Source organism: Rhodococcus sp. R1101, assembly GCF_000278445.1.
GTDB lineage: Bacteria > Actinomycetota > Actinomycetes > Mycobacteriales > Mycobacteriaceae > Rhodococcus > Rhodococcus gordoniae.
Map to the genome: position 1 here is coordinate 1 of NZ_AJVB01000053.1, position 14751 is coordinate 14751.

Here is a 14751-nt window from a genome sequence, read left to right on the forward strand (position 1 = left end):
GGGCGGTTCCGCTGCGGCTGCAGCCGGGAGGGCCATCGGAGCAGGAGCGGGTCTGCTCGGTCGGGCCGTCGGCAACCTGGTCGGCACCGCGGGTAACGACGCCGGAGACAAGGTCATCGTCGATGAGTGGGTCAACCCCGGTAGCACCGGCGCCCTGTACGAACACATGTGCAACGGTCTGCTGAAAGCGGGAGACGAACTGCGCTTCTACGATGCTCGGACGAACGCAACTCACGTCGCCACGGTGACGGCCGCCGGGAACATCACCGTCGACGGACACACGTACTCGGATCCGTCCGCCCCTCTGATCGAGAAAGTCGATCGCGCTCGCAACGGCTGGCGCGATTGGACGCTGGCCGATGGCCGTTCGCTGCGCCACCTGAGGTAAGCCCAGCGTTGGCGCGGATGTTCGCTGCGTCCCACGTAATCCGTTGGACGAGGCGAACATCCGCTACAACTCTTGCGCTTCTCGTACACGTGATGCCATGATCTCGAGATCGTCACCGATCCGCGTGACGTCACAAGTGAAGAAGGCCCGCCAGGAGCGGCAACTCCCGACGGGCCGGATGTCCGACTGGAATGGAGTCGAACGTGGGCCAGAATACCCTGGCCGGCGGCGTGCGTCGTGGACCGCGCCTGGCCGGCAACTTCACCATCCTCAGCAACGCCGTCATCAACGACGAGAGGCTCTCATTCCGGGCGCGCGGCGTACTCATCTGGCTGTTGTCCAAACCGGACGACTGGCGCACCCGCTCGGACTCGATCGCGGGACACTCCCCCAAGGAAGGCCGCGACGCGATTCGTTCCGCACTCCGCGAACTCGCAGAACTCGGGTACCTCGTCCGAGAGAAGATCCAGAACGAGCGCGGCCAGTGGATCACCATCCAAACGATCTACGAAGAACCTGTCACCGGCCCGACGCCTGGAAAACCGACCTGCGGCGCCGCGGACAACGGAAAGCCAGGCGATCTTTTAAGTACTGATCTTCCAAGGACGAAAAACAAAACCACGCCTCGCGTAGCGACCGCATCGCTCAGTCCAGCGGTGGCCGGCCTGGCAGAAGCATGTAGAGAAGCGGGATTGTCTGCGATCTTCACTTACATAAAGCCCGAGGTTGCGGCAGCCATGGAAGCGCTGATCGAGACGCACGGGGTCCCGAAGCTGGTCGCGACCGCGAAGGCCGCACACCGCCCCTCGAACCCCATGAGATACGCGCAGGCATGGTTACCGCTGTGGCAAGGATTGACGGTGCCGCGGGTCGTGCCCGAGAAATGCGACGGGTGCGACGAGTACGGGTGGCTACCGGATGACGAACACGGGCGCGCAGTGAGGTGCCTGTGCCGGACTTCGTTGGCAGCGTAAGCGGCGCCGCCTGACTTCGTGCGCCAACCCTCGGCCGGCGTCGCACGATTGACTTACAGGCGTTTGCTCCGCGACTCGGACAACCGCGCACGAAGCGGCGCAGCGCGCTTCCCAGTGAATTTCCCCGGAACTTTGAGAAAGCTGGTTCTTATAGAGTCCTGATTGCCCCGGTTGATGAGGCTCAGGAAGAAACTCAAGGAACTGCGGGAGCAGAACAGCCGGCTCAAGCGGTTACTCGCCGATGCCGAGTTGGAGAAGGACGCACTGCGGGAGATCGCCAAGGGAAAATTCTGAGCTCGACCGCCAAACGCGCCGCGATCACCATGCTCACTGGCACTACGCAGATGTCGAAGCGGTTCGCGTGCAAGGTCGTTAGGTTCGCCAGGTCCGCTTACCGACGGCTGCCGTTGGCGCAGACACCGGACGACCCGGATTTCGATCTGCGCGCATAGTTGCGCAGGTATTCCCGCAAACATCCGCGGCACGGGTTACGTCGAGCGCGGGCGTGGCTGCGCTACGACCAGGGCATCGAGGTCAACAAGAAGTAGGCCACCGCCTGTGGAAGGAAGAAGGACTGCAAGTCGGGCGTGCTCCACGCCGCAAACGTGCCGGCCTATCCTCGGTTCCAATTGTCGACGGATGCTCCGAACATTTTGTGGGCATTGGACTTCCAGTTCGACTCGACCGTCGACGGCAAGACGGTGAAGGTCGCCTCGATGGTCAACGAGCACACCCGGATGTCGTTGTTGAACATCGTGGACCGCTCGATCACCGCCGGCCGATTGATCGAGGGCTTGGAGAAGGCGTTCGCGATCTGGGGTGGGGCGCCGCTGGTGCTGCGCATGGACAACGGGCCCGAGTTCATCTCGGAAGCGCTGCAGGACTTCTGCGCTGGGTTGGTGGGGATATCTTACGTTCCGCCGGGCAGGCCGTGGAACAACGGGTTCATCGAGTCGTTCAACAACCGGCTGCGCGATGCGTGTCTGAACCGCAACTACTGGCCCACGCTGCTCGACGCCCGCGTGGCGATCGAGGACTTCAAGGACGACCACAATCACCGACACCGTCATTCGGCGCTGGGGTACAAGACCCCTGCCGAGTACGCTGCCGGATGCACCCATCGGCACCAGCCCGTGGCGTATGAGATCGACTGATCGACTGCACCAAGGGATCGGCTCTAGAACCGACCGGACCGACTATTGGGGACCTGCCAGTTGTGCCGAGGTCGAGGTCGAGTTCCTGCTGGCCGGCGAGCAGTTTCTCCCGGGCGGTTTCGAGTAGGGACGGCGAGTTCACTGTCGGTGTGGGCGGAACCGAGGTGCTCGAGCACTTTGCCTCGGCGGCCTTGCTTGGCTGCGATCTGCACCGCGGTTGCTCCCGAAGCGGTGCGGACTTTGCGGATGTAGGCGGCCACGGGCCGGAGTCTACCGACCCGTTAGACGATATGAGGGGCTGGGCTGGGGCCGCACTCACATGTGAACGTGGGTTGCCGACAGGAATCAGGTCCTGGCCGGTAGAGCCACAGATGTGGGAGGCCCCAGCAATGTATCAGCGTACGAGTGTTGGGTTGGATGTGCACGCACGATCGGTGGTCGCCTGCGGCCTCGACGGCCAGACCGGTGAGCTCTTCGAGCGCCGACTGACCCCCGATCATAGGAAGATATTCGCGTGGATCCGAACGTTGCCGGCTCCGGTGGCGGTGACGTACGAGGCCGGACCCACCGGGTTCGGACTCGCGCGGTTCTTCGCCGCAGCGGGCATCGAATGCCTGGTGGCGGCACCGTCGAAGCTGCAACGCCCACCGGGCGACCGGGTCAAGAACGACACGCGGGATGCGCGACACCTGGCCCGACTGCTGCACCTCGGGCAGATCGTCGATATCGCGGTACCCAGCGTCGAGCAGGAGGGAGCCCGGGATCTGGTTCGGGCCCGGGAAGACAGCCGTCGGGATCTGATGTCGGCCCGCCATCGGGTATCGAAACTGCTTCTGCGACAAGGTATTGTCTACTACGGTGGCCACGCGTGGACGAAAGTGCACGACACCTGGCTGCGCGCCCAGCACTTCGAGGCACCCGGTCTGCAGCTGGCATACGAGAGCGCCTACGACGCCATGCTTGCCGCGGTCGACCGGCGTGATCGCCTCGATGCTGCGATCGCAGCGATGGCCGAGAACAGTGCCTACACCCCGGTCGTGACCCGCCTCGGCTGCCTACGCGGGGTCTCCACCCTGACCGCCTTCGGCCTGGCGGTGGAGATCGGTGACTGGCAGCGCCTGACCGGCCGTTCGATCGGCGCGTATCTGGGGTTGGTGCCCACCGAGTACTCCTCCGGTGAAATGCGGTCGCAGGGGTCGATCACCAAGACCGGCAACGGCCACGCTCGGCGGTTGCTGATCGAGGCTGCCTGGCACCACCGACCCCAGTATCGCCCATCAGCGGATCTGCGGCGTCGCTGGGACAAGGCCAGTCCCGAGGCCCGAGCCCGCGGCCAGCAGGCGAACCGGCGGCTGCATGATCGTTGGGTCGGGTTCGACGTTCGCCGTAAGCGTCCCGCACTGGCCAATACCGCGATCGCACGCGAGCTGGCCGGCTGGTGTTGGTCGTTGGCCGTACTCGATACCTGAAAGTCGACAACCCCGAAACGTCCGGCCGAATCACGCGGTGGTGACGGCAGCGCCTGGGAGTGATCCGCGAGCACACTATGAGCAATCGCCAACGCTCTGTTGGGATCACGCTCGATATTAGACGAGCGAGGCACTCCAGCCGAATAACCGTCCTGCGGTAACCAACCCGCGCATATCAGAGTTGACTACGCGTCGAAATCGACACGCTCGTCCCTACTCGGATGCGGCCGGACCCCCAGAGGCGGCGCCTATGACGACGGTCCCGGGCGCCGCCTCTCCCTGCGCTCTTGACAAACCGACGTCCATATCAGTGTGCCATTTTCCGAACACGCACCGCCGCCACCTGAACGGATATGTCGGACTACCCCAGAAATCGACCAACCTGGTGCAACTCGGGACCCCCGCCAGGTACGCTGCCGGATGCACCCACCGGCACCAGCCCGTGGCGTATGAGTTCGACTGATCGACTGCAAGTAGGAATCGGCTCTAGCACCAACCGGACCGATTATCGGGGACCTGCCATAACCGATCCACACGATCTGACTATTGTTCCTACGCGGGACTCAGCGAGGAGCGCTTTATTGTAGCAAACCTCGCGTTGTCCATCCCTGGCGGCGCGTTCTTTGTCAGGGATACCCGTGCAGGTCTATCTAGAGTGACCTCCCGCGCCCAGCACGCTCCGGGCGTGGCTGTGGTGCTCATAGCCTCCACGCCCCCGGAACCGCGACGGCATAGTCACCGACTCCGATGGCTGCGAAATGCTCAGCGGCGGCCTTGATCTTAGCGTTCTCCGTTGGGCGGCGCTTGACCTCGTCATCGGTACTTTTAGTCTCGCGGATCATGTAGATCCTGTCATGCCCTGCCTCGTGCTTGACAATCGCCCAGTCGGGGTTGTAAGGGCCGACCGGGGTATCGATCTTGAACTTAGCCGGCAACTTCATGAACAGTTTGACGTCGTCACGGCCGTCGAGTAGCTCGGCGAATTGGCGCTCCGGTTCAGAGTCGTAGACGATGTAGTCGAAGTCCGACTTCTCGGGGTTCCGCAGCTTGTACATCTGGTCGAGGAAGCGGTCCTTTTCCTCTTCGCCATCCTTCTGAAGCTCGCGCAGCTCGTAAACGTAGCCGCCGATCTTCTCGTACTGGATACCCTCGGTGATGATCTGGGCGAGCACGGCCTGCAAGCGACTCTTAACCATCTGGATGAAGTCATTGGGGTTTCCGATGAATTCGGACAGACGTCCGCTAGCGAGCAATATGTCGATGATCGTAGTCCGGGTCAGTGAGGTGGCTTCCTGCAGTTCAGTGACGACATCCGGCAGGTCATAGGCGCCTTGAAGCGAGGCTGACCGCTGCCCCACCTCGGTAGTCGTCGTTCCGCCGCGAAGGATCTTCACGCCAGCTCGGGTGACCTGAATGCGCAGCGGCTGGATCGGCGGTGCCTCCTTGATCGCCCTGACCGTTCCTTCGATCAAGCGGTCGCGTTCGATGGCGACACGATAAGTCGTGCGTCGGGAGATAGTGCGCCAGAATTCCTCGAACTCCGGATTGACGAACAGCTCCTTATTAAGCTTGCGGGCCTTACGCTTGGACTGCGGCTTGACATAGCGCTCGATACTGGAGCGTCCGATGTACTCGATGATGATGTCTTCATAGGGCCAGAAGAAGTCCGGGATGCACTGCTTGAGGTCGAAGCCAAGCTGCGTCGGCTGGTACGAGGCGGTGACCTTGCCGTCCTGGATCATTCCGGAGGACTCCAACGCTTTGTAGAGAGCCTTCGAGCGCTCGTAGCCAAAATATCCCGGCCCACCAGGTTCGATGTGCTCCTCGAAAAGCGGAATTTTCGAGAACTCTTGCAGGCGGACTCGTCCGATCTCAACACCGGACTTCTCATACTCGGTCTGCAGCGACTTGGCGAATGCCTGGTACGACTCATTGGCGACTACAGTCAGCTGAGCCACGCTACGGTCCGCAACGCGAGCGCCGGTCTGGTCGACCGGAAGACGTAGGCCGCGGCCGATGGTTTGCCGACGTTCGACCTCGGCGCCCACCTCGCGCAAAGTGCAGATCTGGAAGACATTCGGGTTATCCCAGCCTTCGCGCAATGCGGAGTGACTGAAAATGAACCGGACGGGCTCGGCCTGATCGAGCAACCGAGTCTTGTCGCGCATGATCAGGTCGTAGGCGTCGTCATCGGACTTAGTGGCACCAGAGGTGTTTTGAAACTTGTCGGCCGTCCCCTTCTTGCCCTTGAGGACGGAGAAATAGCCGCGTCGCAGCTCGGCCGGGTCTTGTGGGAATAATTCTTGCCACTGCGGCGACTTCACTCGCTCCTCGCGGAACAACTCATCGAACCACTGGACAAACTGACCGTTGGCGTCGTTGTTGTTGACTCCGTCGCCGAGAAAGTTTTCGACCTTGTCGACGAAGAACAGACTCAGCACCTTGATGTTCTTGCTGGCAAGCATCGTCTGCTTGCGGAAGTGCTCCTTGATGGTTTCGCGAATCATCTCACGGTAAATTGAGTCGGAGTTGCCGCCGATCTCCTCGCCCTGCCGGAGCACGCCGTGCTTATTGAGCTCGACGTACTGCGGTTCGATGGACAGCTCAGTGATCCACCAACCTTCGTAACCTGGGTTATTGGTGAGGTTAGACAGTTCTTGGTCTTGTTTAGCGCTGACGGTCCGGCGCGTGAGCGAACCGTCGACCGAACGAACAGCCAGTTCAAGCTTTGCAACCCACGGGTCGCGTTTAACTTCGATCACCTTGATGTACGGTGCCGCATCGGAGCCCTGCTGGGCGACTTCGGCGACGACGATCTGCTTGACCAGCCCATGATTGTGGGCATCGACCGGATCAAGTCGGTAGACGACGTTGCGCTGCTTTCGGTGTGTGGCCGAGAAGCGCAGCGTGGCAATAGGGTCGAGCTCACCGATAGCGGACTGCGACAGCTTGGACTCCATGTTCTGTGGTTCGTCCATGATGACCACCGGGTGCGTGGCCTTCAGATAGTCGATCGGACGCAGACCATTCAGCTTGTCGCGAGTCTGATGAATAATGCGGGAATTGGCGTCGCCTCGGATCGAGTCGATGGTCATGACCATGATTTGCACGTTGGTGCTAGTGGCAAAGCCCTGCACCTCCTCGGCGGACTTACCCGAGTAGACCGAGTAATCAAAGGGCTGTGCCGGATAGAGATCGCGGAAGTGCTGGTGCATCAGCTTGATGCTGGTCGACACGCCTTCCTTGATCGCGACGCTGGGCACGAGAATCACAAACTTCGTGAAGCTGTATGCCTTGGCCAGCTCGAAGATGGTGCGCAGATAGACGTACGTCTTTCCGGTGCCGGTCTCCATCTCGATATCGAAGTCGAGGGAGCTGCCGGCCAGCTCCTGCAGGACCTCCAACCCGTTCTTGTCCTGCACGGCTTGTAGGTTGTGCAGGATCGTCGAGCAATCGAGGACGAGGTTATTGCCAACTGCCCCGATCTCTTGCGTGAGATCGAGGTCGAGCGCCGATTGATTGGTCGTACCGTCGACAGGTGCGCTCCCGCGCAACTTGGTAACGACTTCGTCGGCATCCTTCGGTTGACCGTCAAAAAGCTGCACCAAAGACCCGATGGCGTCAAGCTGGTATTGTTGCTTGGCATCAAACTTGAATTCCATCAGGCGGTCCAGAGCTCCACGCCCTTGCTCTTGCAGAGCTGAGAGAGGTTGGTTTTAAGTTCGTCGTCACCCTGGAACGCGTCTTCGAGGATGACGAAGCGGGCAGGCTCCTGGTCCACGACTTCCCGTAATTGCCCCAGAGTTGGTTTCGTATGTTCGTCTAGGTAGGCAAGCAATAAGCCGCCGCCAACGGCGTGCAACATTAGGCCAGCGACGTTCCGCTGGACCGACTCTTCCGTCAGTGAATAGCCCTGCTTGAGCAATAGTTCCGAGAGAAGCGAGTCGGCCGTCGCGTCGCCCGCAGCACTGTCACGGAGTTCAAGTAGATGCTGCTGGAGACGATCGGCGCCGACGTCGCTGGCCACTCTCCACTTCGTGAAGTTGGTGTCTGCCAACTTGAACGAGCGGTAGCCGAGGTCGAGGTCAGCCGACCTCTCGGCCAGCTGAGCCTCGACTGTTGCACGGCTGTGGTCTAACCGCGACCGCGTTAGGTCAGCCACGGTAGAGAACCCCGCGCGGCGAGCCAGGGAACTCTCCTCAGTAGGCTCGGGCAGCTGCACCAGCATGAAACGTCGCGAACCGCCGTCCTCGACATTTTGCGCCATGACAGCGTGTCCCGTAGTACCGGACCCTGCAAAGAAGTCGAGCACGAGGTCACCCTTCGACGTTGCGTGGAATACCAGCCGTTTGATCAGCTCGACCGGCTTGACCGTGTCAAAACCATGGTCGCCCATCAAGCTCTTGAGGTCTTTCTTTGCACTCTCGGCCGTGCCGATCTCTTTCGGAAAGAATCCCCAGAACGGCTTTGTAACATCACCGCGCTCGTCGTCGGGGCGGATCTTCAGGGTCGGCTTTCCACCAAGTTCAAGCAGGTCACCACGGGCCTCGTACGCAGCGATCGTGTCGCGTCCTTGCTTCCACTGGTTGCCCTCGCGCGGCTCAATGCCAAGGATCGGGAAGACCATCGACCCACGACCGCGGACGCCGTCGCGAGCCATTTGCTCGACCTCCGCTAACCGGAAGGGGCCCTTTTCGTCGCCCTCTGGGTACTGCTTACTCCCCGTCGACACAAGGTTAAAGCGCCGCTTGTCGCGACGTGTGTAGACGAGGATGACCTCCGCCTTAGGCTGGAGCTTGTTGTACGACGTCGAGGTGTTTTGGGACTTGGTCTTCGATTCCCAGTAGATCTCCCCGACGAAGTTCGATTCACCGAAGACTTCGTTCATGAGCGAGCGCAGGTGGAAACCCTCGTTATAGTCAATTGAGGCGAAGATAGTCCCATCCGCCGCAAGGAGGTTGCGCGCCAGCTTTAGGCGGGGATACATCATGTTCAGCCAGTTTGAGTGGTAGCGCCCCTCCGACTCGCTGTTAGTCGAGATCCTCTTGCCCTCCTTGTTTACCTGGTTGGTCCACTCAAGATAGGTCTCCAGTCCCTCCTTGTAATTATCGGGATACACGAAGTCTTGGCCAGTGTTGTACGGCGGATCGATATATATCATCTTGATCTTGCCGTGGTAGTGCTTCTGCAGGATCTTGAGCACTTCGAGGTTGTCACCTTCGATGAAGACGTTCTTGGTGGTGTCCCAGTCCTTGCTGTTGGCCTTATCTGGCTGCAGCGTGGCAGTGGTCGGTTCCTGAGCGGCGCGCAGCGCGCGTTTCTTACCCGGCCAAAACAGCCCGAAGCGTTCGTTGCTGTCGGCGGCGTCATCAGAGAGAAGCTCGGTAAGCTTGGCGACGTCGACCTTGCCGTCGCAGATGGCCTCGGGCATCAATTCCTGCAGCCTCTGCGCGAGCTCGGTCCGCAAATTCGGGGTAGTGCTCGGGATCTCGTTGATACCGTCAGTCATTCAGCCGTTCCTCATTAGCTTGAGTGATTCAATCTCACGACCCTAATGCCGCTCTTGATGAGAGTGATTCTTATGCGGTTACTCGCCACCGAATTGTGAACAAGTCTTCGATTTCTTGCCTACCTTGAAGTGACTGTTCGATCAGGTCGAGGTATTTGTCGGTTTCCTCGCGCAGCTTGATACGGTCAATGCGGGCTCGATCATCCTCCTCTTCGGCTTTTTGCGCCCAGCGACGTGCTTCCTTCTTGTGGCGTAATTGTTCCATTGGATCGTCTGTCAGCCGCGCTGCCTTGCGGCTTTCCTTCTCCTTCTGGCGGTACTGCCGGATCAGCGCCTCGGACTCGGCCTTCCGGTCGAGGGCGTTCCGATACAGGATCTCCTCCTGCTGGTCGTAGTAGCGAGCATTGCGCGTCTGGACTTCCTTCTCGAATTGCTCACGCTGGGAATCGAGGTGCGGCGTGAACGGCGACTCGTCGATCTTGCCAAGAGGGTCTGAGATATTCGTGCACGTCAGGTCCATCAGGTCGGCGACATACTCGTGGTCAAGCCACTCGCCGTTATCAGTGAGGATGCCCGCAAGAGAATAGGATTCGGAGATATCCTCGTCGCCAGCTTCCATACGGAAGGTGACCACCTTACTGACGAGCTGGCCACTCTTGCCAGCGAGGGCCCTGACTGCCGTACTGGCTCGCTCTGACCTGGAAATACTGAAGGTCAGCTCGCGCGGAGGTGTGGCAGTGAGCTTGGACCGATCCATGACGTACTCTGCCAGTGGGCTAGCGAAGCGGTACTGATACGCGTGAGCGTGTGGCTGCGACTTGAAGTGGTAGCGACCAGCCACTGCGCCGGGGACACGCGCGGTGTGGAGATCGAACACTCGTCCGTCACCCTCAAAGACGGCGTCGTCAGCGAGTTGGTATTTTGTGACCGCGAGGAGGAGCCGCTCGAACTTATTGAGCACCTCCCCCGACTGGGCGTCATAAGACTTGAGGCGGTCCTGGACATTAGGGTCGAGATTGTCGAACACCTTGGCCTTGGCAGTAACCATTTCCTTGGAGATCTCGACTTCGAACTGCCTCTCCAGCTCATTGAAGGCGAAGTCGATGTCTTCGGCCGTCCGGCAGCGGTTCAGGATGTCAGAAATGCGCTTCTCGAAGTCTAGGCCGTCTTCGATCGTGCCGAGCACCTCGTCACTGGCCCCAAATACTCCTTGGAACAAGTGGAACTTCTCGTCTAACAGCTCAAGGATACGCTGCTCGGCGAGGTTTCCCTTATTGGAAAAATTCACGACAACTACGTTGTACTTCTGGCCGAAGCGGTGCGCGCGACCGATGCGCTGCTCGACACGCTGAGGGTTCCACGGCAGGTCATAGTTGACAACCATGGAGCAGAACTGCAGGTTGATACCTTCCGACGCCGCCTCGGTGGCGATCATGATGGTGCCCTCGTCCCGGAAATAGTCCACCAGCGCTTTGCGCCGGTCGGCCGCCAGAACACCCGTAATGACGTCGCTACCCCGGTTCTTCTTCAGCCAGGTCTGATAGATCTCGGTGGACCGAGGGGAGTCGTTCTGGCCGTTGAAAAGAACCAGACCGTCGCCGCGGCCGGCCTCGACCAGAGATCGGGCAATGTAGTCCTGGGTAACCGTGGAGTCCGTAAAGATGATCGCCTTCTCTGGAGCGCCAAGCTCTCGCAATCGTTCAAAGCCGAGGTCGAGGGCGTGGTTGAGCTGAACTGCCTTCTCGTTCACGGTGATCGACTGTGCAAGTGCAGCGTATTCTCTCAGCTCGCGGACCTCATCGCGCATGAGTGCGATGTTGTCCTGCGAACGACGTTTCGGTTCCTGACGAGCCGGTTGGTCTTCGAACTCGTCAGACTCTTCGTCTGTGAGGTCTCCATCGATTAGAAGGCGGTCCACGCGGGGCGGTGTTTCGCCAGTGACGATCTCCGCTTCCAACCGGTTGGCGACTCTCTCCAGCGTGCTTGCGATGGCGTAGGTGGATGACCCGAGGCGCTTCCGAATGATCAGAGCACTCAGGTGTCGCGTGGACTGGGAGAAGGCATATAACTCGTCGCGGCGAAGGTAGTCGTTGACCAGTTCGTAAAGACGCTGCTCGTCCACTGAGGGTTCAAAGCCGACGGTGATCGGCAGTCGTTCAGTGAAGCGGATGTACTTATCGGCGTCGCGGCGAAGCGTGCGCTTGCTGATCTGCGCAACTCGATCTCCGAGATCGTCGAATGCGGACGTTTCACGATTTTTGATGTATCGCTCGCGGAACGCGTCAAGCGAATGGAAATACTCCGGTTCGAAAACTGAAACGAGGCCGTAAAGCTCTTCAAGCTTGTTCTGTAATGGTGTCGCGGTGAGCAGAACGGTCTTGCGGGCATTTTCAACGATGTGCGCAACGGCGCTGGCAACCTTAGCTCGACCGGTCCAGAAGCTGCGCAGGCGGTGCGCTTCGTCGGCAACCACCAGGTCCCACCCACGAATGAGTGAATGTTCGTGCCTTTGCGCGAATTCGTAGGAGCAAATCAGAACCTCAGGATTGCGTCCCGGAGATAATAGGCCGTTTTTGGCCTTGAGGTCGATCAGCGACGATGGGATAAGAAATTTCTCGTAAAGCTCCTGTTGCCACTGCTGCCGCAGGCTCGATGGCGCGACGATCAAAATATTGCGCTTGCGTTCCGCCCAGTATTGGGTGATAACGATACCAGCTTCAATGGTTTTACCGAGGCCAACTTCGTCAGCAAGGATGACCCCCTTGAGGAACGGCGTCTGGAGGGCAAACAGCGCGGCGTCGATCTGGTGGGGCTTGGGATCGACCTGTGCGTCGAATAAGAGGCCCGCGAGTTTGCCAACGTGGTCGCTCGCATAGCTGCGCTGCAGTTCGTGGGCATAGTACTTGGCCTGGTAGTCTGTGAAGCCATCAATCATCGGATGGCCCCCAATACGACCACAGCCTCGTGCCTAGCTCTTACCGACAACTCATTGCCCATGATGTCCTCCGGGTACACTTGCGGGAGGACTCCGCGACGCGCTCCCTAGATTACGTCCGGCAGTATACCCACCAACCCAGGTACACCCCCACCCGGCGATCCGGCGGTAGAACGACCTGACTGCGCGTCGGAGCGCATCACAGTGACGGCGTCCAGCGGTTTCTGCTTGACGCACGGCAGCGAAGCCCATCTCTGGACGCGTGGCGCGTGACACTCCCAACCTTTGAGGCAATACCTCGGCCTTGTAGATGTGTACTTCAACATTGAACCTGAAGCTTCAATTTCCATCATCCGATGACCACCGAGCATCCGTATCGGGGAAATGGCCCCGACTTTCATAGGTGCCTGAAACCCTCCCAACCACCCTTACAACCACGCAGAGCAAGCTAGTACATACCCGGACCGCTTCGAGGAGTCGTCGTCGCAGATCTGGCAGCGTGAATTCGAGCTAATGCGACGTTTAGGTCGGCACCCATCGCGATTACTCGCCCGAGACCCTTCCCACCGGTGGCCCACGCCGACATATAATTCCCGCTCGTGCAGGTCAGAACCTGGACTTACACACTACAAGTGAGCCAACTCGCGGCAATCGTGAGTTGGCACTGCCGAACCAGGCTTGTCCGCGAACCAGAACTCTCCTGCAAGCTCAGAGATGAACAAACGCTGGACTGAGTGCCGACGTTCTTCCGTGCGACAAACCGCGGGCGACCTGCTCCGTCACTATGCGACGAACTGCGCGAGGGCGTGACCTCATTACCCTTCCAATCTTCGGTGGCCGCTCAAGTGACCGCAGTCGGAATCGCTTCTCACGCAGCGCTTAACCTCTTCTCATCCTGCATTGAGAAAGCGCTCGTAACTAAGAATCAAGAGCTTTCGATTAGGACGCTCACTTGGAGCAGCCGGAACGATCATGAGACTCTCTCCGTGCCGCTCTTTGAGCCCGTGCTCAAGCATCGGTCCGCCGATCTCATCGAGAAGATCCTTCCGGATCTCGACCACCAGGTCCGGGGTGATTCCAAGAATATTCACGTCGTAAGCCGCGTGATGGATCTTGCACAGCGCGAGACCATTGGTGACTGCCGCGATACCTGCCTCATGTGAATCCGGGACGATATGGGCCGCGTCCAACAGTTCACTGTGACCGAGCGCGCAAACCGCGCAGCGTGTTTCATATGCCCGCATGACCGTCGCACGGAAAACCGGCTGGTGGAGTCGCCTCTTCGTCTCTGCGAGAACGTAACGTCGTAGTTGCTCCTCGGCTTGCGAATCAGGGCGATGGTGGTCGCGCGCTACCTCTGTCGCGATAACGAATTGATGCTGCTCTGGTTCCTCCGCGACGATGAAAACCGGATAGACCGGCTGAAACAGGCTCGGCCCCACACCGTAGAACCAGATCAGCGGGACGCCCTCGTCCATAGCCGCCCGGAGCCCTCGATTATCCATGTTGTTGGGGTCGGTCGTCGACCACTTGTAACGCGAGAGCCCGTCAGAACCGACTTGATCCTCATATGGGCGCTTTGCCCCGGGCGCACGATATGTGGTGCTTATCGACAACGCCGACGAAAGTTCTTTGAGCTTGCGGATCCCACGTGTCGGATCCATCAGCCGGAACAATCTTCCGTCGATCGTGAAGTCGAGTAGGTCCTGACGACTGATCGAATCAAGCCCATCATTCGTCCGAATAGTTAGCCATGCCATTGCTTCACGACGAAGACGCGAATCGAAATCGTCGCCGCTCAACGAGCCGTCACTCACAGATTCTCCTGATCCGAGTTGGTACCGAGGACTACCAAAGACCACCTTCGAGCTTCCACTCCTGTGTCAGCATTCCTACCAGTTCCTTCTGGCGCTCTTCGAGAACGTCGACCGTCCACTTTTTCTGTTGCAGGACTTGAGTGGTGATCGCAAACGACGCAACTCCGTACTTGGCAGTGAAGTACTGAGTCTTCTTGCGATCGAAGTCGTAGTTTCCTGCCGACGCATTCTTTGTTCGGTTCAGCAGCACCAGGTTTCCGAGCCGGTGCGTCCAGAACTCACGCTCCGCAGCCTTGAACCATTTCATCCAATCCGACCCCACCTTCGGATTCTGGGGCAGTACATGCTCGACCGAGATCCGAGGATGATCGTACGAAACGCCCGACGCGTTCGAGAGCAGCTCATCGAGGCGAAGAAGCACATACTTGCGTACGGGCGCCACCTTATAGATCTCCCCCTGCAGGCGATCTCCCGTCTCCTTGATCTCTTCTGAGCTAAGTACGAA

General features: G+C 59.5%; 8 protein-coding genes and 2 pseudogenes. 4 read left to right on the forward strand and 6 right to left on the reverse strand.

The genetic code is table 11. The features are described from left to right. The 3 genes and pseudogenes from R1101_RS0106315 to R1101_RS25995 form a co-directional block, all read left to right on the forward strand. Window positions 1-388, forward strand: a pseudogene (locus R1101_RS0106315) (hypothetical protein); the annotation flags it as partial. Between the two features lie 203 nt (window positions 389-591). Further along, a complete protein-coding gene (locus R1101_RS0106320; RefSeq protein WP_026002947.1) occupies window positions 592-1362 on the forward strand; it encodes a helix-turn-helix domain-containing protein in 771 nt (256 codons plus the stop codon). Between the two features lie 587 nt (window positions 1363-1949). Beyond that, window positions 1950-2516, forward strand: coding sequence for an integrase core domain-containing protein (locus R1101_RS25995; RefSeq protein WP_081494035.1), 567 nt, complete (start codon window positions 1950-1952; stop codon window positions 2514-2516). Window positions 2517-2538: 22 nt separating this feature from the next. Here R1101_RS25995 and R1101_RS31485 read toward each other — a convergent pair. After that, window positions 2539-2776, reverse strand: a pseudogene (locus R1101_RS31485) (IS1634 family transposase); the annotation flags it as partial. 129 nt (window positions 2777-2905) lie between these two features. On the opposite strand from R1101_RS31485, the gene R1101_RS0106335 reads away from it, so the two are divergent. Next, a complete protein-coding gene (locus R1101_RS0106335; protein ID WP_442969879.1) occupies window positions 2906-3985 on the forward strand; it encodes an IS110 family transposase in 1080 nt (359 codons plus the stop codon). A 698-nt stretch (window positions 3986-4683) separates the two neighbouring features. Here R1101_RS0106335 and R1101_RS0106340 read toward each other — a convergent pair. The 5 genes from R1101_RS0106340 to R1101_RS0106360 form a co-directional block, all read right to left on the reverse strand. Next, window positions 4684-7647: a restriction endonuclease gene (locus tag R1101_RS0106340; protein WP_016932626.1), complete on the reverse strand. Its 2964-nt coding sequence runs from the start codon at window positions 7645-7647 to the stop codon at window positions 4684-4686. Continuing rightward, the gene (locus tag R1101_RS0106345; protein ID WP_016932627.1) at window positions 7647-9494 is read right to left on the reverse strand and encodes a site-specific DNA-methyltransferase; all 1848 of its coding nucleotides are present in this window, start codon (window positions 9492-9494) and stop codon (window positions 7647-7649) included. Before R1101_RS0106345 ends, R1101_RS0106340 begins: the two co-directional genes overlap by 1 nt. Before the next feature lie 70 nt (window positions 9495-9564). Next, a complete protein-coding gene (locus tag R1101_RS0106350; RefSeq protein WP_016932628.1) occupies window positions 9565-12429 on the reverse strand; it encodes an SNF2-related protein in 2865 nt (954 codons plus the stop codon). Between the two features lie 890 nt (window positions 12430-13319). Further along, window positions 13320-14246 (reverse strand): HNH endonuclease, encoded by a 927-nt coding sequence (locus R1101_RS0106355; RefSeq protein WP_232284689.1) that lies wholly within the window; start codon window positions 14244-14246, stop codon window positions 13320-13322. Between the two features lie 31 nt (window positions 14247-14277). Then, a partial coding sequence (locus R1101_RS0106360; protein WP_026002949.1) for an HNH endonuclease family protein occupies window positions 14278-14751 on the reverse strand: 474 nt, incomplete at its 5' end.